General features: G+C 61.6%; 22 protein-coding genes. 13 read left to right on the top strand and 9 right to left on the bottom strand.

All coding sequences use genetic code 11. The features are described from left to right. Nucleotides 1-15: 15 nt before the first annotated feature. From RBA41_RS13580 to RBA41_RS13555, 6 genes are all read right to left on the bottom strand, one after another. Nucleotides 16-2,604 (bottom strand): MXAN_6230/SCO0854 family RING domain-containing protein, encoded by a 2,589-nt coding sequence (locus RBA41_RS13580; RefSeq protein WP_306624498.1) that lies wholly within the window; start codon nt 2,602-2,604, stop codon nt 16-18. 164 nt (nt 2,605-2,768) lie between these two features. Beyond that, on the bottom strand, nt 2,769-3,059 hold the full coding sequence (locus tag RBA41_RS13575; protein WP_306624497.1) for a hypothetical protein: 291 nt from the start codon (nt 3,057-3,059) through the stop codon (nt 2,769-2,771). A 14-nt stretch (nt 3,060-3,073) separates the two neighbouring features. Continuing rightward, nucleotides 3,074-3,613 carry an RDD family protein gene (locus tag RBA41_RS13570; RefSeq protein WP_306624496.1) on the bottom strand — a complete coding sequence of 180 codons (540 nt, stop codon included), beginning with the start codon at nt 3,611-3,613 and terminating at the stop codon, nt 3,074-3,076. Next, nucleotides 3,603-4,391, bottom strand: a complete 789-nt coding sequence (locus RBA41_RS13565; protein WP_306624494.1) for a DUF3106 domain-containing protein — start codon at nt 4,389-4,391, stop codon at nt 3,603-3,605. The genes RBA41_RS13570 and RBA41_RS13565 overlap by 11 nt, the downstream gene beginning before the upstream one ends. Before the next feature lie 2 nt (nt 4,392-4,393). Continuing rightward, a complete protein-coding gene (locus RBA41_RS13560; RefSeq protein ID WP_306624492.1) occupies nt 4,394-4,786 on the bottom strand; it encodes a DUF3619 family protein in 393 nt (130 codons plus the stop codon). Then, nucleotides 4,783-5,352, bottom strand: a complete 570-nt coding sequence (locus RBA41_RS13555; protein WP_099876475.1) for an RNA polymerase sigma factor — start codon at nt 5,350-5,352, stop codon at nt 4,783-4,785. The genes RBA41_RS13560 and RBA41_RS13555 overlap by 4 nt, the downstream gene beginning before the upstream one ends. Nucleotides 5,353-5,852: 500 nt before the next feature. Between RBA41_RS13555 and RBA41_RS13550 the strand changes: the two genes are divergently transcribed. From RBA41_RS13550 to RBA41_RS13520, 7 genes are all read left to right on the top strand, one after another. Beyond that, nucleotides 5,853-7,580 (top strand): acetolactate synthase 3 catalytic subunit, encoded by a 1,728-nt coding sequence (locus tag RBA41_RS13550; RefSeq protein ID WP_306624490.1) that lies wholly within the window; start codon nt 5,853-5,855, stop codon nt 7,578-7,580. Continuing rightward, a complete protein-coding gene (gene ilvN / locus RBA41_RS13545; protein ID WP_054263691.1) occupies nt 7,580-8,071 on the top strand; it encodes an acetolactate synthase small subunit in 492 nt (163 codons plus the stop codon). The genes RBA41_RS13550 and ilvN overlap by 1 nt, the downstream gene beginning before the upstream one ends. A gap of 63 nt (nt 8,072-8,134) precedes the next feature. Then, entirely contained in the window at nt 8,135-9,151 is a 1,017-nt protein-coding gene (gene ilvC, locus RBA41_RS13540) for a ketol-acid reductoisomerase (RefSeq protein ID WP_054263690.1), read from the top strand. Nucleotides 9,152-9,347: 196 nt separating this feature from the next. Further along, nucleotides 9,348-10,094 carry an SIMPL domain-containing protein gene (locus RBA41_RS13535; RefSeq protein ID WP_306624488.1) on the top strand — a complete coding sequence of 249 codons (747 nt, stop codon included), beginning with the start codon at nt 9,348-9,350 and terminating at the stop codon, nt 10,092-10,094. A 113-nt stretch (nt 10,095-10,207) separates the two neighbouring features. Further along, nucleotides 10,208-11,077 (top strand): CDP-diacylglycerol--serine O-phosphatidyltransferase, encoded by an 870-nt coding sequence (pssA, locus tag RBA41_RS13530; RefSeq protein ID WP_306624486.1) that lies wholly within the window; start codon nt 10,208-10,210, stop codon nt 11,075-11,077. A gap of 94 nt (nt 11,078-11,171) precedes the next feature. Then, on the top strand, nt 11,172-12,716 hold the full coding sequence (locus tag RBA41_RS13525; protein WP_306624484.1) for a 2-isopropylmalate synthase: 1,545 nt from the start codon (nt 11,172-11,174) through the stop codon (nt 12,714-12,716). 5 nt (nt 12,717-12,721) lie between these two features. Then, on the top strand, nt 12,722-13,402 hold the full coding sequence (locus RBA41_RS13520; protein ID WP_306624482.1) for a hypothetical protein: 681 nt from the start codon (nt 12,722-12,724) through the stop codon (nt 13,400-13,402). 55 nt (nt 13,403-13,457) lie between these two features. On the opposite strand, the gene RBA41_RS13515 is transcribed toward RBA41_RS13520, so the two are convergent. Beyond that, the gene (locus tag RBA41_RS13515) at nt 13,458-14,198 is read right to left on the bottom strand and encodes a hypothetical protein (RefSeq protein WP_306624480.1); all 741 of its coding nucleotides are present in this window, start codon (nt 14,196-14,198) and stop codon (nt 13,458-13,460) included. 299 nt (nt 14,199-14,497) lie between these two features. Between RBA41_RS13515 and RBA41_RS13510 the strand changes: the two genes are divergently transcribed. From RBA41_RS13510 to RBA41_RS13500, 3 genes are all read left to right on the top strand, one after another. After that, entirely contained in the window at nt 14,498-15,274 is a 777-nt protein-coding gene (locus RBA41_RS13510) for a substrate-binding periplasmic protein (protein WP_306624478.1), read from the top strand. Between the two features lie 549 nt (nt 15,275-15,823). After that, nucleotides 15,824-17,554, top strand: coding sequence for a hypothetical protein (locus tag RBA41_RS13505; RefSeq protein ID WP_306624476.1), 1,731 nt, complete (start codon nt 15,824-15,826; stop codon nt 17,552-17,554). A 12-nt stretch (nt 17,555-17,566) separates the two neighbouring features. Continuing rightward, nucleotides 17,567-17,983: a hypothetical protein gene (locus RBA41_RS13500; RefSeq protein WP_306624474.1), complete on the top strand. Its 417-nt coding sequence runs from the start codon at nt 17,567-17,569 to the stop codon at nt 17,981-17,983. A gap of 133 nt (nt 17,984-18,116) precedes the next feature. Here RBA41_RS13500 and RBA41_RS13495 read toward each other — a convergent pair whose 3' ends face one another. Then, nucleotides 18,117-18,620 (bottom strand): hypothetical protein, encoded by a 504-nt coding sequence (locus RBA41_RS13495; RefSeq protein WP_306624472.1) that lies wholly within the window; start codon nt 18,618-18,620, stop codon nt 18,117-18,119. Nucleotides 18,621-18,797: 177 nt separating this feature from the next. On the opposite strand from RBA41_RS13495, the gene rpsO reads away from it, so the two are divergent. The 3 genes from rpsO (at nt 18,798) to RBA41_RS13480 (ending at nt 21,833) form a co-directional block, all read left to right on the top strand. Further along, nucleotides 18,798-19,067: a 30S ribosomal protein S15 gene (rpsO, locus tag RBA41_RS13490; protein WP_054263682.1), complete on the top strand. Its 270-nt coding sequence runs from the start codon at nt 18,798-18,800 to the stop codon at nt 19,065-19,067. 164 nt (nt 19,068-19,231) lie between these two features. Beyond that, the gene (gene pnp, locus RBA41_RS13485; protein ID WP_166876583.1) at nt 19,232-21,349 is read left to right on the top strand and encodes a polyribonucleotide nucleotidyltransferase; all 2,118 of its coding nucleotides are present in this window, start codon (nt 19,232-19,234) and stop codon (nt 21,347-21,349) included. A gap of 88 nt (nt 21,350-21,437) precedes the next feature. Continuing rightward, nucleotides 21,438-21,833, top strand: a complete 396-nt coding sequence (locus tag RBA41_RS13480) for a DOPA 4,5-dioxygenase family protein (RefSeq protein WP_306624469.1) — start codon at nt 21,438-21,440, stop codon at nt 21,831-21,833. Between the two features lie 60 nt (nt 21,834-21,893). Here RBA41_RS13480 and RBA41_RS13475 read toward each other — a convergent pair whose 3' ends face one another. Beyond that, entirely contained in the window at nt 21,894-23,735 is a 1,842-nt protein-coding gene (locus tag RBA41_RS13475) for an eCIS core domain-containing protein (protein WP_306624467.1), read from the bottom strand. Nucleotides 23,736-24,031: the final 296 nt, after the last annotated feature.

Genomic DNA, 24,031 nt, shown 5'->3' with positions numbered 1-24,031 from the left:
CCGGCGCCGCCGGGCTTACGAAATCAGGTCGCTGGCGGCGATGGTCGCCGCGCTCACGCCGGGCCGCAACGCATACACGATGCTGTTCTCCGGCAGCGCAATATCGGCGTCGAGCAGGGCGGCGAACAGCGGTGCTTCGTGCATGACGGGCGCATTGTCGACATCTTGCGGATTCCACGTGCGCAGGCGCGCCAGGAAGCTGGCGTTATTCTCACCCTCGTGGCGAGATAGCGCCCGCAGCGTGCCATCACCGCGCAAGATCACCCTTTGCGCGCGCGCCGCCCCATGCAGCAAGGCCAGGTGGTACATCGACATGCGGATGCTGCTGGCGAAGTAGGCAATCATGGCCGGGCACACGGCGCTGATGGCCGCCGTCGACGTTGCCACGTTATTGAATTCAAATCCGCCCGGTGCGTACAGGTCCAGCCAGTGCAACTGGTTTTCGCGCAGGTCGAACACCATCGGCAGGAACACGCCGTTGGTTCCGGCCAGGTCGAAGCGCAGCGCCACCGCGCGCGGATCGAAGTGGGCACCTTGCACATCGTCCCGGAACATCAGGCCCGCGAACGCATGTTCCAGGTCTTCGAACGGCATCCCCGAGTAATTGTTCAGCACCGCGACCGCATAGCGCACGCCGTTCTGGCGCGCCAGTTCGCAGTCCAGGTCGACAAACTCGCTGGCGCCGTCGGGGAAGGGCGCGTCCGTCAGGTCGCCCGCACTGGTGGCGATGATGCTGCCATCGCTTCCCTTGCAGGTGAGCTGATAGTAGGAACAGACTCCCCGCAAGCACCACTGTTCGTCGTAGAAGGCGACCGAGAGATCCAGGTCGCTGCGCGCGCCGTTCTCCGGCTGGCACCAGTGCAGGAACAGGCGCGCCTTTTTGCCCGGCGGGACCGGCAGCACCGAGCCGCGCGGCAGCTGGATGGCCGAGCGGCTGGCGGTGCGCTCGTTGAACGGCACCATGATGTCGGCCAGCGCGGCATCGATCAACCAGTCGCCCACGGGCGGCTTGCTCGAAAAGCGCGCCAGCAGCTCGCGCTCGACCAGGGCCACTGCCTGGTCCACTGTCTGTCGCGGCAGAGGGGCGCGCTGGTCGGGCGCCATGAATCCGGTCGCCACCGACCCTTTGGGCCAGTAGATGCGCGTCTGTCCCGCGTGCAGGCGGGTTGGCAGCAGGGCGCGCAAGGTCAGCAGGACCGGCGTGGCAAACTGTGGCGCGCACCTTGCAAAGGCGTCCAGCACGGCGCTTACGGCGGCGCTGTCGCCAGCGGCTAGGCTCAGGGCATGATCGAAGCGTCGCGCCAGTTCCCCCGGCCGCTGGCGCAGCAGCGCGACCATGGCAATCGCATCCTTGCGCATGACAGCCTTTTCCAGCCCGGCGTAAAAAGTCTCGAACTGCGGCCCCGGCGTGCCGTCCGGTCCCTTCTTGCGCACCACGCTGAACGCGAACGCCACCTTCGGATAGCGCTTGTGATATTCCTGCGGGTGCAGGAACTCGCCCAGCCAGACCCAATACGAGCGGTGGCGCAGCATGTCTTCGGTCAGCGAATCGGGATGCAAGCTCTCCAGCAGGGCGAGGAGAGCACGGCGCAGTGGACGCCCCAGCCTGGCCATCTTGAAGCGCTTGATGGTCACCGGTAGCGGCAAGCTCGCTTGCTTGTTCCAGTACGATCCCGGCGTGAACAAGGCCTTGAAGCGCGCCATGCCACGCGCCTTCGCGATCGGAACCTGGCGATACACGAGTTGTCCTTGCAGCGACGGATCGGCGCCGGAGTAGACGGCGACGAGGCGAATGACGTCCGTCGCGGTGCCGATATGCGGGCCGGCCGCGGCCAGCACGGCGGCCGGCTCGCAGTGCTTGAGCAGGGTGCCGAACAGCAGGGCGATATTTTCACGCACCGGGATCTGCGCGGGAATCCAGGCCAGCAGGCGCAGGCGGTATTCGCCGGCGAGCGTCTTGAAATCGTCCGTGTCGACGGGCGACATGGCCTGCTTGCGCTCGCACATGGCGCGCACCAGCACCTGAGCCGCGTCGTCCATGCTCTCGCCGAGGTCGAGCAGTTTGAGCGGTCCCGTCGCCGTGCCGTGTTTGAGCGCAGGGGCGGGGAGGAAAAACGGCGAGTCGCGGTCGGCGTGGCGATGGCAGATGGGGCAGGCGCTGTAATTGGCGCCATCGAAGCAGGCGTCGCACACCACATGCTCGCAAGGTTTGAGCACATGGGTGGTTCCGGTGCCGCCACAGTGCACGCATGGCTGGCCGGGCGCCTGCATGAAGTGCGTCAGGACCCGGTCGACCCAGAGCGCGTGGGTGTTGGACGGGATATTGTCGGGAAAGCGCCTGAATAGTGGCGTGTGCTGGCGGTTGGCGCCGAGCTGCGCTGCCAGGGTTTTCCAGATGTGCTCCTGCAAGGCGGTCAGCACAGGCGTGGCCACGGTTTGCAGGCGCGCGCGCAGGCGCTGCGAGAGCGCGTAGCCGAGTTTGGCCAGGTCGATGTCGAACAGCTGCATGCAGGCCTCGGGCTGGCGCTCGGCGCCTTCCGGGGCGAATACGCTGGCCTGGCGGCGCAGCAGCAGCGCCCGGGTTTCTTGAAAATCGGCAGACATGGTGGGTCCCATAGCAAAAAAACGGATGCAGGCGCATGCCTTGATCCGTTTTTGAAAGGTGAGAAGGGAATCGGTCAGACTGAATCAGGGGTAGAAGGAAGCCCAACCTGAGCCTTCTCAAGCAAATGCTAACCGATTATTAAAGTTTAATCAATACAGCCGGTTTATCGCTTGTTTTTATTATTCGAGCGCACATTGCGCGAAAAATACGAAGGCTCCTTTTTCGCCACCCAGGCGATAAACGCGCGAATATCGTCATGCTGCCGCAACGCTTCCCAGGTATGGAAGGATTTGAATAACTCGTGCTCGGTGAAGGTCGAATGGATTTTCTGGTGGCAGATCTTGTGAATATCGAACTGCTCGCGTCCCTTGTACGTCTTGGGAATCAGGTGATGGCGGTCGACATGCAGCGTTCCCAGGGGCCGGCCGCACAGGGGACACAAGGCGTCGCTCATGTTGCCCCCTGGGTTCAGGCTTGCGCCGGCTTGGCAGCCTTGACGGCTTTGACCGGCTTGGGCAACGAAATGAGCCGCGTGCCGGCCAGCCTGTCGTGCAGGAACTGGCGGTCCTTGTCGAGAAACGCGGTCATGCCCCACGCCACGATGTTGATCGCCAGCGCGCTGGCTACCTGGGTTTTGCTGGTCAGATTAAAGCGCCAGCAGATGATCAGTGCCGGCAGCACCCAGCCCCAGCCCAGCAGGTAGCGCACGGCGGCGGCCTTGAACGGCACGCTCGCATGGCCCACCTTGACCAGCTTGATGCGCCAGGTTTTCATGGCCAGCGTATGGCCGCTGCCGGTCCAGGAATAGATGAAATAAGCGCCCGGCACCAGGAACAGCACCACCGTGCGGCCATATTCGATGATGCTCTGGCTCAGTTTCTGGGTCACCAGCAGGAAGATGAGCAGGCCGAACATGACCACGGCGGTCAGCAGGAACAGCTCGTACACCAAGCAGATCAGACGACGTTTCAGGGTGGGCGTGGCAATCGGGGTCTTGCTATTTTGCATTGGATACGGGAGTTGCCGGATTGCCCGGCGGTGTCATCGGTGGAGTTGTAACAGCCGGCGGCGTGGCCGGCACGGCCAGCGGTGCGCCTGCAACCGAGCTGACGATGCAACGCGGCACGGCAGCCGGGGCATTGCGGATCGTGCCGGGCGGACAGGCGGCAGGCGGCTTGGTCGGTGCAAGCGGCTTGGTCTGCGTGGTCGGCGGCAGGTTGGTGACCTGTTTTTTCGCGACAGCGGCGTCAAGTGCCAGCTTTTTCTTCTCTTCTTCAGGTAACTGCTGGTATTTTTCCCATTCCACCGACTTCTTGCTCTTGCCGAGCTTCTTGCTAAGGGTATAGTTTTCGCGCGCCAGGCGCCGTTCTTCGGGCGTGAGCTTGATCCAGTCGCGCATGCGCTCCTGCACCCGCAGTTGCTCATCGGGTTTCATCGAAGAATAGCGGTTGGCGATATCGAGCCACTTTTGCTTGCGCACCGTTTCCATATGGTCCCACTCGCCCTTGAGCGGGTCGAGCGTCACCTGCTGCGGGCGCGACAGCTCTTTCCACAGCGGTTTGTCGGCAATCGCCGCCGGTTTCGTGGCAATGGCGGGTGCGGGTTTCGAGATGGGCGCGATGACCGGCGTTGGAGCCTGCCCCGGAACGACTGCCGGGGCTTGCAATGGCGGGCCTGCGGGTGGTGGCGCACCGGTCTGGGCTGCGGCGATACCCGCCGCGCCAGTTGTTGCCAACAAGGCAAGCGCGAGCGCCAGGGACGTCAACGATGGGGTCGCGCGCGTCATCCTTATTGGCCGCGCTGCGCGAGGTAGGCGTTGAAACCCTGGTCCAGATACGCCGTCAGCGGCAGTTCGTCGGACAGGACTGCCGCGTCCAGCTCGGCGATTTCGGCGATGCGCTGCTGTTCTTCATACTGGTATACGCCAGCCAGGCCGGCCACCAGCGCCATCAGGGGAATGGCCACGCTCATGCGGCCGAGCGAGGAAAACGAGAACAGGGCGCCGATATTGCCTGCCAGCTGAGTTTGCGCAGCCTTGAGCGGGGCGTGCGGCTTCTTGCGCGCCATCGCGGCCGCGCGCGCGGCGGCCAGGCGCTCGCTGGTCGACGCCGGCAGGTCGTCGAGGTGCTCGTTCAGGGCATGGCGTACCTTGTACGCAAAGTTCAGATCGTCGGTGTTCATAATTTTATTCCCTTGGCTTTCAGCGATTCAGCGAGGGTATGGGTGGCTCGCGAGCAGTGCGTTTTGACACTTCCCTCCGAACACCCCATCGCTTCGGCTGTTTCAGCCACGTCCATGTCCTGCCAGTAACGCATGAGGAAGGCTTCCCGTTGACGCGCCGGCAGTTTTTGTACTTCGGCATCGATCAGACTGAGTGTCTGCTGGCGCTCGACCTGATCGGCGCTCGATTCCGCCGAGGCCGAACCTTGTTCTGCCTCAAGCGATTCAAGTATATCAAATTCTTCGTCTTCTCCCTCGCGTTTACCCATGCCCGAGAAGAGGCTGACCCAGGTATTGCGCACCTTTTCGCGCCGGAAGTAATCGAGGATGGTGTTTTGCAGGATGCGCTGGAACAGCATCGGCAGCTCGGCGGCCGGCTTGTCTCCGTATTTTTCGGCGAGCTTGATCATCGCGTCCTGCACGATATCCAGCGCCGCTTCATCCTTGCGGACGGCGTACACGGCCTGCTTGAAAGCGCGCCGTTCGACATTCTCAAGAAAATCGGATAACTCTTTGTCTGTGGCCATGCGAACAGGGGTGGGGAGATGAAGCACCTCAGGTACATAGCCTGTGGCATTGGAGAAAACTGACGCATGCTAGCAAAGAATGGGCCTTTTTGCATGGTATTTACTGCGATTGCCCCCTGCAGGGCCACGAAAGCAGGCAAGCGGGGCCGATTTAACTTGACCGGAATGGTGCAACGCAGTAAGGTATATGACGCTTTGCAACCCCGAAGCTGTATGGTCAAGTCGAGACCGGCACACAAGGCCAACATCGGCATGACGCGCTTTCATATGTAGGCAGTTTGCTCTAACCCGCGCCACAAGCGCGAGAGGTTCGCAGTAATCGCTACAGAAACTCACGCCAAACGAGTTGCGTTTAGCGCCGGTTCGTAACGTATCTATGGGTACGTGAAAGATCGACGTGACCGCAGAAAGAAGGGAAGCCTGAGCACTGTCGCGCCACGCGAATTTCGTTAGGAAAGAGCATCCGATCACCTCCCAATGGGTCTTGAAAGGAATGTATCATGAACAACGAATCATCGGCCACCATCACGGGGTCCGAAATACTTGTCCGTTGTCTGGCGGAAGAAGGCGTTAAACACGTTTTCGGTTATCCAGGCGGCGCCGTACTGTATATCTACGACGCCATCTTCAAGCAAGACAAATTCCAACACGTCCTGGTACGCCATGAGCAGGCCGCCGTGCATGCGGCAGATGCCTATTCGCGCAGCTCGAACACCGTCGGCGTGGCCCTGGTCACCTCCGGTCCGGGTGTCACCAATGCCGTCACCGGCCTGGCGACGGCGTACATGGATTCGATTCCGATGGTCGTCATTTCCGGCCAGGTGCCCAGCACCGCGATCGGCCAGGATGCCTTCCAGGAATGCGATACCGTCGGCATCACGCGTCCCTGCGTCAAGCACAACTTCCTGGTGAAGGATGTGAAAGACCTGGCCGCGACGATCAAGAAAGCGTTCTTCATTGCGCGCACCGGCCGTCCCGGTCCGGTCCTGGTCGATATCCCCAAAGACATCAGCATGCACAAATGCGCCTACGACTATCCGAAGGATATCGAGATGCGCTCGTACAAGCCGATCGACAAGGGCCATTCGGGCCAGATCCGCAAGGCCGTGCAACTGCTGCTGCAGGCTGAGCGTCCGATGATCTACACCGGCGGCGGCGTGATCCTGGCCAATGCCTCGCCCGAGCTGAACAAGCTGGTCGACAAACTCGGCTTCCCGGTCACCAACACCCTGATGGGTCTGGGGGGCTACCGCGCATCGAGCGACAATTTCGTCGGCATGCCCGGCATGCACGGCACCTACGAAGCGAACATGGCGATGCAGCACTGCGACGTCCTGATCGCCATCGGCGCGCGCTTCGACGACCGCGTGATCGGCAACCCGAAACACTTCGCCTCCAATCCGCGCAAGATCATCCACGTGGACATCGATCCATCGTCGATTTCCAAGCGCGTCAAGGTCGATATTCCGATCGTCGGCAACGTCAAGGACGTGCTGATCGAATTCCTCGCGCAGCTCGACGCCGCCGACGCCAAGGTCAATGCCGCCCCGTTGAAAGACTGGTGGAAGCAGATCGGCGAATGGCGCGGGCGCGACTGCCTGAAATACGCCGAATCCGACCTCGTCATCAAGCCGCAATCGGTGGTGCAAAAGGTCTGGGAAATCACCAAGGGCGACGCCTTCATCACCTCCGACGTCGGCCAGCACCAGATGTGGGCGGCCCAGTACTACCCGTTCGACAAGCCGCGCCGCTGGATCAATTCCGGCGGCCTGGGCACGATGGGGGTGGGCTTGCCGTACGCCATGGGCGTGCAGATGGCCAATCCGGACGCGACGGTCGCCTGCATCACCGGCGAAGGCTCGATCCAGATGTGCATCCAGGAGCTGGCTACCTGCAAGCAGTACCACCTGACGCCAAAAATCATTTTGCTCAACAACCGCTTCCTCGGCATGGTGCGCCAGTGGCAGCAGATCGATTACGGTTCGCGCTACTCCGAGTCCTACATGGATTCGCTGCCGGACTTCTCGATGCTGGCCGAATCGTTCGGCCACGTCGGCATGAAGATCGAAAAGCCGGGCGACGTCGACGGTGCACTGAAAGAAGCTTTTGGGATGAAAGACCGCCTCGTGTTCATGAACTTCATCACTGACCAGTCCGAAAACGTCTGGCCGATGGTCAAGGCCGGCAAGGGCTTGTCCGAAATGCTGCTCGGCTCGGAGGACCTGTAATGCGCCATATCATTTCTGTCCTGCTCGAAAACGAAGCCGGTGCGCTCTCGCGCGTGGTCGGGCTGTTCTCGGCCCGCGGCTACAACATTGAAACCCTGACCGTGGCGCCGACCGAAGACGCCACCCTGTCGCGCATGACCATCGTCACCAGCGGCTCGGACGATGTGATCGAACAGATCACCAAGCACCTGAACCGCCTGATCGAGGTGGTCAAGGTGGTCGACCTGACCGAGGGCGCGCATATCGAGCGCGAGCTCATGCTGATCAAGGTGCGCGCGGTCGGCAAGGAACGCGAAGAGATGAAGCGTACCGCGGATATCTTCCGTGGCCGCATCATCGACGTCACGGAAAAGACCTACACGATCGAGCTGACCGGCAACAAGGGCAAGCTCGACGCGTTCATCGATTCCATCGACCGTGCCTCCATCCTCGAAACGGTACGTACCGGTGGATCGGGTATCGGCCGCGGCGAACGCATTCTCAAAGTTTAATCCGTGCCCGCGGGCACGTCCCGGACGGGCACGTCCCACACTAAAAATTATAGGAAAATTATCATGAACGTTTTTTACGACAAAGATTGCGACCTCTCCCTCGTTAAAGGCAAGAACGTTGCCATCATCGGCTACGGTTCGCAAGGCCATGCGCACGCACAGAATCTGAACGATTCGGGCGTCAACGTCACCGTCGGCCTGCGCAAGGGCGGCGCGTCGTGGACCAAGGTCGAGCAGGCTGGCCTGAAAGTGGCGGAAGTCAACGACGCCATCAAAGCAGCCGACATCATCATGATCTTGCTGCCGGACGAAAACATCGCCCAGGTCTACACCGAAAACGTCGCGCCGCACGCCAAGCAGGGCGCCGTGCTGGCCTTCGCGCACGGCTTTAACGTGCACTATGGCCAGGTTGTGCCACGCGCCGACCTCGACGTCATCATGATCGCGCCGAAAGCGCCGGGCCACACCGTGCGCGGTACCTACGCAGCCGGTGGCGGCGTACCGCACCTGATCGCCGTGTACCAGGACAAGTCCGGCTCGGCGCGCGATATCGCCCTGTCGTACGCCATGGCCAACGGCGGCGGCCGTGCCGGCATCATCGAAACCAACTTCCGTGAAGAAACCGAGACCGATCTGTTCGGCGAGCAAGCGGTTCTGTGCGGCGGCGCTGTCGAGCTGATCAAGGCTGGCTTCGAGACCCTGACCGAAGCGGGCTACGCGCCGGAAATGGCGTACTTCGAGTGCTTGCACGAGTTGAAGCTGATCGTCGACCTGATCTACGAAGGCGGCATTGCCAACATGAACTACTCGATCTCGAACAACGCCGAGTACGGCGAGTACGTGACGGGTCCGAAAGTGGTGACGTCGGCCACCAAGGATGCGATGCGCCAATGCCTGAAGGACATCCAGACCGGCGAATACGCCAAGAGCTTCATCCTGGAAAACAAGGCCGGCGCACCAACCCTGATCTCGCGCCGCCGCCTGACGTCCGAGCATCCGATCGAAGAAGTCGGCGCCAAGCTGCGCGCGATGATGCCGTGGATCGCCAAGAACAAGCTGGTTGATCAGTCCAAAAACTAACAGCTTGCGCTATCCGTAGAATCGTCGTTCCTGCCAGTGGCGGGAACGACGAGTTAACGAGATGTAATCAACCTTCTCAAATTTGCAAATTTTGATTACAACGGTACGTGGTTCCTCCGATTCCGGGTATCGTCCGGGTTAACCAAGCTGATGAGGTTTCATACCTCATGTGCTTGTCATTCACCTGGAGAAAAACATGTCCCTCAAAAAAATTGCATTAATCGCCGCCCTGACGCTCGCCACCCACGCCTCCGCGCAAAACACGCTCGCGACCGCCGGCGCGCTGGTGATCGTTCCCGCCTACGGTGAAGTGACCCATCCGAACGACCAGGTCGTTGCCACCTTCTTTATCGAAGAGCAGGACAAGGACAAGGCCGCCGCCGCCTCGCGCGTGAACCAGAAGATGAAGCAGGGCACCGAGATCGTGCGCCGGGAAGACCCGAAAGCGATCCTGAAAACGGTCGGCTATTACACGTATCCGGTCTATCCGGAAGTGGCACCGCGTCCGGACGGCCAGCCGCAGCCTCGTCCGCTCGTGCCGACCGGCTGGCGCGTGGGCCAGTATCTGGAAGTGAAAACCACCAACCTGGCCAACCTGCCCAGGATGACGGCCGCCGTGCAAAAAATCCTGGCCCTGAACGGTCTCAATTTCGGCCTGTCGCCCGAAACCACCCGCAAGCTCGACGACCAGCGCCTCATCGCGACCTACAAGAACCTGAACGAACGCGTTTCCGCGATCGCCAGCGCCATGGGCCGCAAGATGAACGAAGCGGTCATTGAGACGCTGGACTACGAAGGTTCCGGCAACTATGCTGGCGATGCTGCGCCGCAGCAGTTCATGCGCGCCGCCAAAGCCGAAGCGGTCGAAGTGGCCGAACCGAGCTTCGAGCCTGGCGAAACCACCTTGCAGATGCGTCTTGTAGGAAAGGTGAAATTCAAGTAAAAGTATCTGATCGCTAAGTTGACGGTGCTCCCACTATAATAAGTGGCAAACCAGCCGCGTCCACTCTCGGACGCGGCCGCACGAAGCGATCCAATTACTTGAAACGGAAACATATGGCCACCTTCCCACGCCGCAGAAAGCCCTCAGTCCCGAAAGCGAAGGGTGGCAAGTTGTCCCGCTTTAGCAAGATCGGCCGCCAGCGGCTCGATGCCGACGGCAACCCGATGCGGCGCCGTGGAATCTACCTGTTACCGAATGCCTTCACCACCGCCGCGCTGTTCTGCGGCTTTTACGCCATCGTCATGGCCATGAACCAGCGCTTCGAGCACGCCGGCTGGGCCATTTTTATCGCCATGATCCTCGATGGCCTCGACGGGCGCATCGCCCGCCTGACCAACACCCAATCCGAATTCGGCGCCCAGTACGACAGCCTGGCCGACATGGTGTCCTTCGGCGCCGCGCCGGCGCTGGTCATCTACGAATGGTCCCTGCGCGGCCTGGGCAAATTCGGCTGGCTGGCCGCCTTTGTCTATTGCGCCGCCGCGGCCTTGCGCCTGGCGCGCTTCAACACCAATATCGAAGTGGTCGACAAGCGCTTCTTCCAGGGCTTGCCCAGCCCGGCCGCCGCCGCCATGGTGGCCGGCTTCGTGCTGATGATGACCGACCTGGGATTTTCCGGCGCCGAGCTGCCGTGGATCTCGTGGTGCATCGCGCTGTTCGCCGGCCTGACCATGGTCACCAACGTCCCGTTCTACAGCTTCAAGGACGTCAACTTCCGCAAATCGGTACCGTTCATCGTCGTGTTCCTGATCGCGCTGGCGCTGGCGCTGGTCTCGATCGACCCGCCAAAAGTGCTGATGCCGCTGTTTGTTATTTATGGTTTGTCCGGCTATGCCGTGTACGCGTGGCGCCTTGCCAAGGGCAAGCCAGTGAGCATCGTGCAGACCGCCGACGAACCTGCCGACCCGAGCGAACGCCGCTGACCGTTCACGCGATGCGTTGACGGCGGCTGGCACGCTTGCTGGCGCACGCCCGCTGGCGTGCGCCAGCCCTTTCACCTAGCCCAATGGAGCCGCCATGACGAATTCGAATCGCCTGATCATTTTTGACACCACCCTGCGCGACGGCGAGCAATCGCCCGGCGCATCGATGACCAAGGATGAAAAGGTCCGCATTGCGCGCCAGCTGGAGCGCATGCGTGTCGACGTCATCGAGGCCGGCTTCGCGGCCGCCTCGCCGGGCGACTTCGAAGCCATCCGCGCCATTGCCAGCGCCGTGCGCGAATCGACCATCTGCTCGCTCTCGCGCGCCAACGACCGCGACATCGCGCGCGCCGCCGAAGCGCTGGCGCCGGCCGAACGCAAACGCATCCATACCTTCATCGCCACCTCGCCCCTGCACATGCAGATGAAGCTGCGCATGGAGCCCGAGCAGGTGCTCGAACAGGCCAAAATCGCGATCCGCTGCGCGCGCCAGTACACCGATGACATCGAGTTCTCGCCCGAAGACGGCAGCCGTTCCGACGAAGACTTTCTGTGCCGCGTGCTCGAAGCGGTGATCGCCGAAGGCGCCACCACCATCAACTTCCCCGACACGGTCGGCTACGCGGTGCCGGAGGTGTTTGGAGCGACCATCAAGCGCCTGCGCGAGCGCATCCCCAACTCCGACAAGGCCGTCTGGTCGGTCCACTGCCACAACGACCTTGGCCTGGCGGTCGCCAACTCGCTGGCCGGCGTGATGATCGGCGGCGCGCGCCAGATCGAATGCACCATCAACGGCCTGGGCGAACGCGCCGGCAACACCGCGCTCGAAGAAGTCGTGATGGCGCTGCGCACCCGCAGCGACCACTTCGGCCTGGAACTGGGCATCGACACCACCCAGATCGTGGCGGCGTCGAAAATGGTGTCGCAGATTACCGGCTTCGCCGTGCAGCCGAATAAGGCGGTGGTCGGCGCCAACGCCTTTGCGCACGCCTCCGGCATTCACCAGGATGGCATTTTGAAGGCGCGCGAAACGTACGAGATCATGCGCGCCGAAGACGTGGGCTGGGCCGCCAACAAGATCGTGCTGGGCAAGCTCTCGGGCCGCAACGCGTTCAAGGAACGCCTGCGGGAACTGGGCATCGAACTCGAATCCGAAGCCGAAGTCAATGCCGCCTTTGCCCGTTTCAAGGAACTGGCCGACCGCAAGTCCGAGATTTTTGATGAAGACATCATGGCGCTCGTCTCGGACGAAGAACACGCGCAGGAAGACGAGCATTACCGCTTCGTGTCGCTGTCGCAGCGCTCCGAAACCGGCGAAATCCCGACCGCCAAAGTGGTGTTCGCGATCGGCGGCAAGGAGTTTGCGTGCGAAGGCGAGGGAGACGGCCCGGTCGACGCCACCGTCAACGCCATCGAAAAGGAAGCGGCCAGCGGTGCGGAACTGGTGCTGTTTTCGATCAACGCGATCAGCAACGGCACCCAGTCGCAGGGCGAGGTCACGATGCGCCTGTCGCGTTCTGGCCGGATCGTCAACGGCGTCGGGTCCGACCCGGATATCATCGTCGCCTCGGCCAAGGCTTACCTGTCAGGCCTGAACAAGCTGCACTCGAAGATCGAGCGCCTCAACCCGCAGCAGTAGCAGGGATGCGTCTGTCCGCATTGTTCTTCGCTGGTTTGTGCGCCGCCGCCGGCGGCGCGCAGGCCAGCTCCTGCACGTTCCAGGAAATCCACTGGGCCCGCACCAGCGCCAGCGGCGAGATCCTGGTGCGCGCGAGCTTCGGCACCGTGCGCAGCCTTGACCATGGAAAAACATGGCGCGATGTGACCGGCAAGCTCGCCGACCGCGGCGACACCGTGGCCGCCGGTGGTGGTGAATCCTTCGTGTACACCGGCAGCGACGGCGTGCAGTACGCCACCCGCAGCACCAATCATCGCCGCCATCTGGTGCGCAAGGCCGCTGCTGGCGCGCCCTGGAAACGGCTCGAACTCAATTACGCCGGCACTGCCGCCCCGTATAACGCGGTGCTGGTGGGTGCGCAGCAACGCACCCTGTACTTCATCGGCGGCGCCGATTCGCAAGCCTCGCCGGTACGCCCAAGTGCCTTGTACCGCGCCAGCGCCGGCCGTGCCGAGAAGCTGGTCGACCTGGACGAGGCTTTGGCCGAAGGCGCGCGTCCTTTCTTTATCGGCGACGACGGCAGCATGGTGTACGCCGGGCCAAACAAGCTCTGGGTCAGCTTCGCCGCGGGCACCGGCTGGATCAATATCGAAGGCCAGTCCCTGACCAGGATGCCCTGGACGCTTTGCCACAAAACGCGCATGTGACGGCGCCCACGCATGCCTGCCGCCAGCGAACCTGAATACCTTCTTCGCCACCGGCCTACCATTTCTGCCTGGTGGCCGCCTGTTCGCTCGCTTCGCAGGTGGTCGTCTTGTGCTGGATGCCGTTTTTCATGATGTCCAGTCCATCGGGCGCGTGGTTCGATTCGACCGTGATGCAGTAGGTGCCGCTGGCGCCGACCACCCGGTAGCGCCGCCTGCTGTACGGGCCGGGATCGATGATCTCGGTGACCTTGGGCGCCTCGTACCAGCGGTTGGGTGCTGCGTCGGCCGCTGCCTGCAAACCCTGGGCCAGCCGGGTTGCCCCGTTCGTCACAGGCGCCGTGATCGGCTGCCCGGGATGGGCCTTGCGTAAATCCCGATCGATTTTCCCGATGCTGCGTCTGGCCTGCTGCATGATCTCGGCCGCGCTCGGCACTGGCGTGGATGGTGCGTCCGCTGCCGCCACCTCGGCCGGCTGTTCGGCCGCAGGCTGGGCTGGCGCTTGCATTGGCGGCGCGGCGGGGGCAGGGCGCGCCGCCGCGGCAGCCACCCCGACCGTTTTTCTCAGGTCTGGCGGCACCGGTTTTGGTGCCGGGGTGCCGGCCTTCTTCGGTTGCGGCGTGATCGTCACCCACTGAATCGTCCGGGCTGGATCGTGGTCGGCGGGCGGGATGCGCCGGGCATATTGCCAGCCCACGATCAGCACAGCGTGCACGAGCACGGTCAGCGCGAAAGCGGCGACGTGGCGTTTGTCTGGAGGCGGCGTGAAGGCGAGGACCATGGCCGCAAGTATAGCCATGGTTTCGCACGCGCAACATAGCTGGGCTTTCCTGTTTTTCATCTCTTCGCGAAAGCGGCGCCTGCCGGTACCAGTGGTGCCGTCAGGCGAACCGGCGCTGCGGCCCGGTCAGTTTGAACGGCACATCAATTCGACAGCAAAGGACAGCGCAGCCGGCAAAGACGGTGAACGGTGTGCGGGTGCGTGCAAGCCGGCACTGCTTCCCATCCAGTCGTGGTTAAATAGCGTGGTGATTTTCGGTTCCTTCAAAGCGGCCTGGGGAGTGACGAACGGATGGCGATGTCAATGGCGGTATGGTCATGCGGCTGAGATATCTGTTTCTGTTGCCGGCGCTGGCGCTGCGCCTCGCGCATGGCGCTGAAACCGTGCAGCTGGCGACCTACTATGAATACGTGCCGTGGTTCGTGCCGGGCCAACCTTCCGCCGGGCTCAACGCCCGGCTGGCCAGCAAGCTGAACGGCATGTCCGGCGGGCGCTACCATTTTGAATCGGTCTACATTCCGCGCCGGCGCCTCGATGTGCTTTTGCAGAACGGTAAAGTCACGATGGTCGTTCCCTGGGTGCATCCGCGCTTTTTTGATGATCCCGGGCGCACGCGCTATCTCTGGACTGCCGGGCTGATGGACGATGAATCGCTGGTGGTGTCGCCGCGCGCGGCACCGCTGGAGTACGACGGGCCGGACTCCCTGCGCGGCAAGCGCTTCGGCGCCCCGAGCGGCCACCGTTTTCCCGACCTGGAGCCGCTCATTGCCGCCGGCGAGATTACCCGCGTCGATGTGCCGCAAATCAAGAATGCGCTGCAGATGATCGTCTCGAACCGGCGCCTGGACTTTACCATTGTCGACCGTTCCACCCTGGACGCGCTCAGGAACGATGCCTTCATGGACCCGGCGCTGCTGCACGTGGCCAGCCGGCCCAGGACGGCGTCGTACGAGCGCGGCATGCTGGTGCCCCTGGATAAACCTGAGCTGTACCGTTTCCTGCAAGGCGCGGTCGCTGCGTTAAGGAACGACAGCAACTGGCTCGGGCCGCATCGGCGCTCACCCGAAAACCGGCAGGCGCCGGCCGACAAGTAGGCGTGAGGCCGGCTATTGGCAACGATGGTCATAGTCGTTGCCTATCAACATTCCCAAGGAAGAATGAGCGCGGTGCTGTCGGTGGAATGTCCGGCTGACGTGCTGCGCACGTGTCAACGCAATGGCCACGACGAGGGGGAGCCGGCATGCGCAAGTTCGGCGGCCGGGGCAGACCGCAATGTTCATGACAAGGTCGTTGACTTGTCTGCCGATTCTGCAACGTTGCGGGTTGACCATCACTACGACTCCGGAGTGTTCCGCAACATGATTCGGAGTGGGAACGTATGTCCTCCGGCAAGGACCGTGTCGGCAACAGGAGTACGCTTTCCTCTCTGCGCATGCTGGAAAAAAATCCGGTGCGAAACTGTTTCGCCACCCCGTGCCGGCGCTGACCTTTCTGTGGATCGACCGACACGGCCGGAGGAAGGCGCAGGTTTGAATTCAATCTGATGCGATGAAAGGGAAGGGCACCGCGCTGCCATATCGCGGTGCCGGCCGATTTGTGCATTGCTGGCGAGATTACGAAGCCAGTCTACCGGAGAGAAACAAATGCGTATCCGCGAAGTTGTGGAACATCTCATGCCACACGGGTCTGAGGCAATGGCATCGCTTCTGGAAGTGACAACGAACGGGCCCAAGGGAGTGCCGCTGGAGAAGTGCCCGAATTGGCCGGTCGATCTGTTTGCCGTTGCCGGCTCTCTGATCGAACGTTCCGGGTGTTACACGCTCGCATGTCCGGACCGGAGCGATCTGAAAGAACACGAGGTGTATCTCGATCGTGTGAATGCGCTTGCCCTGGCCTGGAATCTGGACGTGTTGGCCCCGCCACCGGAAGTGGTGCGCCTGTGGGAGCGATTGGTAAACGAGTATGGCGATACGCCGGTGGACCGGCTGTCCGACAGTGCGGATCTGGTTCGCTGCCTGCTGACGCTGTTCGCGATCGCCGATGAAGCGTGCATCGGGATGGGCTGGGATGTTCGCGAGGACGAAGCCAATACAAACATGTTCGCCGCTCTTGCACTGGTAGACATTACAGGGAAGGAGCGTTCCACTCGGATGATCCCCAACTTGCCTGCGTCATTGTGTATCGCCGTTCCTCCGGACAGAGCCATCGTGTTGCCGAAATCGATCACGTCTTCCGTGGGATGTACAATTCGCTCACTCAGCCATTATCTGGCATTGCTACCTCCAGAATCGATTGTTGCGCCCTCATGGATTTTATCGAGCAAGCAGCGCTCGGTCGATTCCCGTCCGGATCCGCAAGATCCTTACGATCTCCGTCTTCTGCTCATTCCTTTCCCCTTTGTGATCCACGCGGAGAGTTTTCAGTTAAGCACGCCACGAACCAGTTTTGGTGTCGACAATCACATCCCGGCGTATTTTAAGCTGGTACAACGCTGGCTCGAACACGCGGGTCAAAAACTGACCGGAAGGCAGCTCGCGGATGAATTGTTTCTTCCGCTGATCCAGCAAGCCGTCGCAGAATCGGCGTGGATGCCGAACGGTATTGTTCTGCCGGAATGCGCATTGTCGTCCGGGCTGGCTCGCGAACTGGTCCAGGCGCTGGCGGACTCCGGCATTGAGTTCCTTATTACGGGTGTCCTCGATACCGTCCCGGAAACGGGTATCACCTACAACCGTGCTCAGACCTTTGTCATCCGACCCGGGGAAGGTGCGGTGGTGCGTGAACAAAACAAGCATCATCGGTGGCGCCTTGATCGACATCAAACCGATCGTTACGCACTCGACTTCGATCCTGATCCATGCAATGACAAATGGTGGGAGGATATCGATGTCGGACAACGTAAGTTGCCATTGTTCGGACTGCGCAAGGATATGTCGCTCGCAACCTTGATTTGCGAAGACTTGGCGCGGACCGACCCGGCGATGGCGGTCATCAAAGCGGTAGGGCCCAACCTGGTAGTGGCCCTCCTGATGGATGGTCCCCAGCTTGCGGCGCGCTGGCCGGGGCGATATGCCACCGTGCTGGCGGAAGATCCTGGCTCGGCAGTGCTGTCGTTTACCTGTGCCGCCTTGGTTGATCGCTCGAACTGGCTTGAGGCCAAGCCGGCGCGGTCGATCGGACTGTGGCGCGACGCGGGCGGCACAACGCAGGAAATTGGCTTGCCGCCAGGCAGTCTGGGTGTGCTGTTGACGTTGCAATCGGCGCGCAAGCATCAGAATACCCTGGATAACCGCACGGACCATTCGCTGTCTCGTCAGCTGACCTTGCGCACCGTCGTCCCCTTGTTTATTGCGAACCGCCCTGAATGGTTATAGACTGGATTGATCATGACACTCAAAAAATTCAATTTTGACCTTGGCAGCCGAAATCTGTTCCCGGAGGAGCTAGCTGTCGTTGGCGCTGTGCAAAATGCAGTGGCGGCCAGTGCTGCGCGACATGGTTGGAAAATCAATCTGGATGCCGCCTTGTTCAAGGAGGCGCCTGCCGTGACGCCGGCGGCCGTACAGGTGGCCGGGGGCGCTCTTCCCGCCGTTGCGCAGGTTCACGCTGGGTCGGATATCGCACTCGCGGACGAGCATCTCGCCGTTGCGCAAAATCATGCGGGCTCGGATGTGCCACCTGGGGGCGGCCTCGCCGGGACGCCGGCTGCCGCAAACCGGATACAGCCTGCCTCCGCCATCACTGATGCAAATAAACCCCAGGCGGGCGTGCCGAACAAGCGCGGCGCGCAACGGACGTACTGATCGTTAAACAGGCGGGCGGCTGTCATCCGCCGCCTTCGCAGCGCGACACGGCTGGACGATACACGGTGCAATACCGGAGATGCCGGCCTGTGCACGTTGCCCGGCGAGGTGCGAACGCCCCGCCACGCCTTTCTCAATCCCTGAAAAACCCGCGCTTCTCTTCATACATCGGGTCCGGCCCGCTGATCATTTTCCTGACGATGCCGCCACGGTCGAAGTGCACGTGCATCATCGAATTCCACACGCCGCTCTCTTTATAGCGGTACGACCACACCTCCAGGTCCGACAGGGCCAGGTACGAGCGCTCGGCCGGGCGTCCCACCGTCACCATCACATCGGCACGGGTCGCCTTGTCGATCTTGATGCGCCCGAATCCCAGGTCGCCCAGCACCTGCTCGAAGGCAAGCAGCTTGCCGTCCGGCCCCATGCGCGCCATCCAGGTGAACTGGCCGTACGGCCCGGTCGCGTATTCAAGTACCTGGCCCGATGGCAGCGCATGGACCGCGCTCGGCTCGCCGAACTTGGCGCGTACCACCTCGAGCGTATCGCCCGGCAGCGGCGGCGTGCGCATCATCGCGGCGCAGCCGCCCAGTGCCAGCAGCGCGCTCAGGATTGCTACTTTAACTAGTTTTCGCATAAAAACCACCTTTGAAAGGACCAAAACGCCATCATGCACCAGCTTGCGCGAAGCGGCACTGGCAGCACGCCGGGTTTTCGCATATACTTGCGGGTCTGGCCGTTTTGGCCGGTTCATCAATCGAAGTTCACGGTGTGTCGGGTTGCGACTCGTGCACCGCATGTGAAAGGTATCATCATGACCGTAGAAAACATCAACAAAGCCGCGATCATCGCGGACAACGCCCGTGCGCAAAACGACACCGGCTCCCCTGAAGTTCAGGTCGCTCTGCTGACCGCACGCATCAACGAACTGAACGGCCACTTCAAAGCTCACGCTAAAGATCACCACTCCCGCCGTGGTCTGATCATGATGGTCAACCGTCGTAAGAGCCTGCTGTCCTACCTGAAAAGCAAAGACGCAACCCGTTATCGCGATCTGATCGCTAAACTCGGCCTGCGCAAGTAATTTTTGCGGATTCAAGTTTATCAAGAAATGCCTGCGCAGCTTGCTGTCGCGGGCATTTTGCATTTTTAGTCCCGAAAAAGTAGCAAAGGCAGCAAGCAATGTTGCCTGTGGTGAGGTGAACGACAGCGCCTGAAAATCTGTCGGCAAATAGAAAGGGATTACCCATGTTTAATAAAGTTACGAAAACCTTCCAGTACGGCCAACATCAAGTTACCCTGGAAACTGGCGAAATCGCCCGTCAAGCCTCCGGCGCCGTCATGGTGTCGATCGAAGACACCGTCGTTCTGGCGACCGTGGTTGCGCGCAAAGACGCCAAGCCAGGCCAGGATTTCTTCCCGCTGACGGTCGACTACGTCGAGAAAACGTACGCTGCCGGTAAAATCCCAGGCGGTTTCTTCAAGCGCGAAGGCCGTCCTTCCGAGAAAGAAACCCTGACCAGCCGCCTGATCGACCGTCCGATCCGCCCGCTGTTCCCAGAAGGCTACCTGAACGAAGTTCAGATCATCATCCACGTGCTGTCGGTCAATCCTGAGATCGATCCGGACATCGCCGCCATGATCGGCGCTTCGGCTGCCCTGTGCGTCTCCGGCATCCCGTTCAGCGGCCCGATCGGCGCCGCGCGCGTCGGCTACGCCAACGGCCAGTTCATCCTGAACCCGACCACGACACAACTGAAAACATCCGAGATGGACCTGGTCGTTGCCGGTACCGAAACGGCCGTGCTGATGGTCGAATCCGAAGCCAAGCAATTGTCCGAAGAAATCATGCTCGGCGCCGTCGTCTACGGCCACGACCAGATGAAAGTCGTGATCGATGCGATCCACGAACTGGTGCGCGACGGCGGCAAGCCGGAAGTCGAATGGACCGCTCCGGCCAAGAACGAAGCGCTGATCGCCCGCGTCAAGGAACTGGCTGAAACGAACATCAACGAAACCTACCAGATCAAGGACAAGGTTGCCCGTACCGCCAAGCTGAAAGCCTCGTTCCAGGAAGTCTACGCCGCCCTGGCCGCTGACGCTGCCGCCACCGGCATCGCCCAGCCGGACAATGTCGACGTCGGCAACGTCCTGTTCGACATCGAAGCCAAAGTCGTGCGTTCGCAGATCCTCAACGGCGAGCCACGCATCGACGGCCGCGACACCCGCACCGTGCGTCCGATCGCGATCCGCACCAGCATCCTGCCGCGCACCCACGGTTCGGCCCTGTTCACCCGCGGCGAAACGCAAGCGCTGGTCGTGGCCACCCTCGGCACCGCGCGCGACAGCCAGAAGATCGATGCGCTGATGGGCGAGTACACCGACGACTTCATGATGCACTACAACATGCCTCCGTTCGCCACCGGCGAAACCGGCCGTGTCGGTACCCCGAAGCGTCGCGAAATCGGCCACGGCCGCCTGGCCAAGCGCGCGCTGATCGCCGCCTTGCCCAACCCTGAAGACTTCAGCTACTCGGTGCGCCTGGTATCGGAAATCACCGAATCGAACGGTTCCTCGTCGATGGCTTCCGTCTGCGGCGGCTGCCTGGCGCTGATGGATGCCGGCGTGCCGATGAAAGCGCACGTGGCCGGTATCGCCATGGGCCTGATCAAGGAAGGCGGCAAGTTCGCCGTCCTGTCCGACATTCTGGGCGACGAAGATCACCTGGGCGACATGGACTTCAAGGTAGCCGGTACCGCCAATGGCATTACCGCGCTGCAGATGGACATCAAGATCATGGGCATCACCAAGGAAATCATGCAAGTGGCACTGGCGCAAGCCAAGGAAGGCCGCCAGCACATCCTCGGCGAAATGCAGAAGGCCATGCCGCACGTGAAGACCGAACTGTCGGATTTCGCACCGCGCCTGATCACCATCAAGATCAACCCTGAAAAAATCCGTGACGTCATCGGCAAGGGCGGCGCAGTCATTCGCGCGCTGACCGAAGAAACCGGCACCCAGATCGACATCAGCGACGAAGGTATCGTCACCATCGCGTCGGTCGACGCTGCCGCCGGCCAGGAAGCCAAGCGCCGCATCGAAGAACTGACCGCGTCGGTCGAAGTGGGCAAGACCTACGACGGCGTCGTGCTCAAGCTGCTGGACTTCGGCGCGATCGTCCAGGTCATGCCAGGCAAGGACGGCCTGCTGCACATCTCGCAGATCGCCAACGAGCGTGTGAACGCGGTTGCCGACTACCTGAAAGAAGGCCAGCAAGTGCGCGTCAAGGTCCTCGAGACCGACGACCGCGGCCGCCTCAAGCTGTCGATGAAAGCTGCAGAAGGCGCGGAAGCGGCTCCTCAGTAATCGTTACTGGCTCACGCCTGTGAAAAACCGCCAGCGCGCAAGCCCTGGCGGTTTTTTTCACGCTGCCACTTAAAAAAGGATAAAGCACATGGATGACCTCAGCGCCCCGTACCACGCCCACATTTACTACGACGACGCCACCCGCCCGCAGGCACTGGCCTTGCGCCAGCGTCTGCTCGACGCCAAACAGTCCGGCGCCATCGCCGAACTGTTTTTTGTCGGCGAACTCGGCGACCACGCGGTCGGCCCGCACCCGCTGCCCGAATACGAGATCCACTACAGCGCCGCCATGCTGCCGGCGGTCATTGCGCTGCTCGAAGCATCCGGCCTGCGCGCCCTGGTGCACCCGCTGACCGACGACGACGTGGCCGACCACACCACCCTGGCGCACTGGATCGGCGCGCCGCTGCCGCTCAAGCTGGAAACCCTGGACCCGCCCGGCGTGAACCAGGGCGTGGCGCGTTTCGGCAAGTCGGCGTTCTAGCTGAGCGGCCGGGCGCACAACGCCAGGGTGTCCGGCCAGGCGTGTTCGAACGCCTGCCTCTTATTCCGCACCACCCGGCTGAGCCGCATTATATTGATCGAACAATTGCTGCAAATAGGGCAGGGAGGCATAGGCAAGCATTGCAACTCCAACCGCTGGTAAGGCCCAGCGGAAGAATCCGCGCGTCAAGCGCGTGCTCCAGGATAGCGGCGCATGCGACAGATTGCCGCCAGAGAGCATCATGATGGCGACGTTGGTATTGCCCGCGGCGGCAAATTGTTGCTTGAATTGCTCGGCCGCGGCGCGTCTGTTATTCAGCCATCCCGGATCGCCCATGCGCCAGGCAGCATTGATCAAGTCGGGATACTGCCCCAGCTCCGCCCCATAGAAAACGCCGACCACATGCGCCAGTTCGGCATGTACCTGCGATTCCGTATATTTATTGTCGCGGCCCTGGGCGGCGTTATGATATGCCGCGCCTGGACCCAAGCCCCGCAGGTGGGGTTCCAGTCCGGCCAGGAGGCCCGGACCACCTGCTCCGAGCCGAGAATTTCCGGTGTTCGAGTAGTGTGCGATCAATGCGGTTCTGGCTTGGGCTTTGATGATGTTTTTCGCCTCGACTTTCGCATCGGCGTCGACCGCGGCGTTAGCAAGGAATTGCTCGATCTGTCCAGTCATGACGATCGCTGTCGCCTTGTCCGTCACCGCAGCTGCGAAACCGGCGGTATAGCCATTGGTATCGATGGCGCCATTGACGTCGTTGTGGCTCCTCAGCGCTATCCGGATCGCCTCAACGGCCTGCCAATAGCGCACATTGTCCGAGTGGAGCGTGGAAGTACTGCCGTCGCCGGCGTAGTTTCCCAATACCCGGTCTTGCGACACCTCGACGATATAGCCGACCGGCGAATAGTACTGGTTCTGGCCGGGGTTGTAGTGCGTCGTACTGTTACCCGCGCCGCCGGCCAGCCACCGGTTCAGGTCAATCGGGCGTGTAGCCCAGCCGAGGTCGACATCGCCTCCGAATGTATTGTTGTCCAATGGCGACGCATGCGTCAGGCGCAGGACTTCATTGCCCATGTCCAAAGGATTCTGGATGCTTTTGAGATAGGGGGCGAGTTGCATCGGCTGACTTCCCGCCATGCGGCTTGTCGACAACAGCGGCGCACGGTCTGTCGCCTTGCATTGCGATGCCAGTGCCCGAGCCGGTTCCGACGTTTCGGCAGTCTCATCGTTGAGCCTGCCCATGGACCCGGCCCCCAGTGCTCTTGCCCCCATCACATCGGCTTCCCGCTCCAGCCCCACATCATCGTTGACCATCGCGCCCTTCATCTGCATCGTCGGCTTCACCCGCCCCTGCGCCTGCTGCACCACATGCCAGGCCTCATGCGGCAAATGCTGTTCTTGCCCAGGCGCCAGGTGAATATCGCTACCCTGAGCATAGGCGTGCGCATTCAGCCGCGCCGGCGCCTGCGAGTTGTAATGTACCTTGACATGATCCATGCTGATGCCGGAAAGGGATTCAATACCGGACTTGAGGTGATCCGGCAGACCGGTACGGTTCGGATCGAGGTCACGCGGATGCGCCAGCCGCGCCGGCGCTTCAGTCCCGGTCTTGCCTTGAAGCAGATCCTCATTCCCGGCACGCTGCACCGCATCGCCAGCTAACCCGGCATGCCCTGGACCCCGCGCGGCGATGCCCGGGCTGTTAATGCGTTGCAATAAGGCGCGCTGCGGCGTCAGGCGAGGGCTGTTGTGCATCATCTCCATGCGCTTGCGCTGCACATCCGCGACAGGCCGCGCGTCCGTAAACACCTTGTCGCCTGGCGCCAATTGGACCGCCTGTACAGGTGCCGCCGTCAGCGGCTGATCGTCTTTCCTTTGACTCGACATCTTGATCTGCATATCGCGATCTTTCAGGCAGTGTCACAGATTGGCGCCATGGACATGTGGCCCCAGGGGGAATCACTTGCGGAGCATGTAGAGCGTTAACTTGCCCGACTTTTCAGGCTTCTGCAACCGTTATATTTTCCTGAGCAACCTCCTATAGCTGCGCATGCAAATTGTTCTAATTGTTTTTTGCGGCTTCCCCATCTTCAACTATCGTCAACTCAGCAGCAAAGAAAATGACTTGCCGTACGGCTCTCGGTATCGCAATCCAGTGCAGCTGCGCGCGCCAAATTTTTACTGGAGCAATGGCG

The organism is Massilia scottii (assembly GCF_030846495.1).
GTDB lineage: Bacteria > Pseudomonadota > Gammaproteobacteria > Burkholderiales > Burkholderiaceae_D > Telluria_A > Telluria_A violaceinigra.
The sequence above is the reverse complement of the archived record's forward strand: the minus strand, read 5'-3'. Positions and strand labels throughout refer to the sequence as shown.

Bases quoted from the DNA above. Each gene is read 5' to 3' on its own strand.
- RBA41_RS13580 (WP_306624498.1), bottom strand. From the start codon at position 2,604: ATGTCTGCCGATTTTCAAGAAACCCGGGCGCTGCTGCTGCGCCGCCAG.
- RBA41_RS13575 (WP_306624497.1), bottom strand. From the start codon at position 3,059: ATGAGCGACGCCTTGTGTCCCCTGTGCGGCCGGCCCCTGGGAACGCTG.
- RBA41_RS13570 (WP_306624496.1), bottom strand. From the start codon at position 3,613: ATGCAAAATAGCAAGACCCCGATTGCCACGCCCACCCTGAAACGTCGT.
- RBA41_RS13565 (WP_306624494.1), bottom strand. From the start codon at position 4,391: ATGACGCGCGCGACCCCATCGTTGACGTCCCTGGCGCTCGCGCTTGCC.
- RBA41_RS13560 (WP_306624492.1), bottom strand. From the start codon at position 4,786: ATGAACACCGACGATCTGAACTTTGCGTACAAGGTACGCCATGCCCTG.
- RBA41_RS13555 (WP_099876475.1), bottom strand. From the start codon at position 5,352: ATGGCCACAGACAAAGAGTTATCCGATTTTCTTGAGAATGTCGAACGG.
- RBA41_RS13550 (WP_306624490.1), top strand. From the start codon at position 5,853: ATGAACAACGAATCATCGGCCACCATCACGGGGTCCGAAATACTTGTC.
- ilvN (WP_054263691.1), top strand. From the start codon at position 7,580: ATGCGCCATATCATTTCTGTCCTGCTCGAAAACGAAGCCGGTGCGCTC.
- ilvC (WP_054263690.1), top strand. From the start codon at position 8,135: ATGAACGTTTTTTACGACAAAGATTGCGACCTCTCCCTCGTTAAAGGC.
- RBA41_RS13535 (WP_306624488.1), top strand. From the start codon at position 9,348: ATGTCCCTCAAAAAAATTGCATTAATCGCCGCCCTGACGCTCGCCACC.
- pssA (WP_306624486.1), top strand. From the start codon at position 10,208: ATGGCCACCTTCCCACGCCGCAGAAAGCCCTCAGTCCCGAAAGCGAAG.
- RBA41_RS13525 (WP_306624484.1), top strand. From the start codon at position 11,172: ATGACGAATTCGAATCGCCTGATCATTTTTGACACCACCCTGCGCGAC.
- RBA41_RS13520 (WP_306624482.1), top strand. From the start codon at position 12,722: ATGCGTCTGTCCGCATTGTTCTTCGCTGGTTTGTGCGCCGCCGCCGGC.
- RBA41_RS13515 (WP_306624480.1), bottom strand. From the start codon at position 14,198: ATGGCTATACTTGCGGCCATGGTCCTCGCCTTCACGCCGCCTCCAGAC.
- RBA41_RS13510 (WP_306624478.1), top strand. From the start codon at position 14,498: ATGCGGCTGAGATATCTGTTTCTGTTGCCGGCGCTGGCGCTGCGCCTC.
- RBA41_RS13505 (WP_306624476.1), top strand. From the start codon at position 15,824: ATGCGTATCCGCGAAGTTGTGGAACATCTCATGCCACACGGGTCTGAG.
- RBA41_RS13500 (WP_306624474.1), top strand. From the start codon at position 17,567: ATGACACTCAAAAAATTCAATTTTGACCTTGGCAGCCGAAATCTGTTC.
- RBA41_RS13495 (WP_306624472.1), bottom strand. From the start codon at position 18,620: ATGCGAAAACTAGTTAAAGTAGCAATCCTGAGCGCGCTGCTGGCACTG.
- rpsO (WP_054263682.1), top strand. From the start codon at position 18,798: ATGACCGTAGAAAACATCAACAAAGCCGCGATCATCGCGGACAACGCC.
- pnp (WP_166876583.1), top strand. From the start codon at position 19,232: ATGTTTAATAAAGTTACGAAAACCTTCCAGTACGGCCAACATCAAGTT.
- RBA41_RS13480 (WP_306624469.1), top strand. From the start codon at position 21,438: ATGGATGACCTCAGCGCCCCGTACCACGCCCACATTTACTACGACGAC.
- RBA41_RS13475 (WP_306624467.1), bottom strand. From the start codon at position 23,735: ATGCAGATCAAGATGTCGAGTCAAAGGAAAGACGATCAGCCGCTGACG.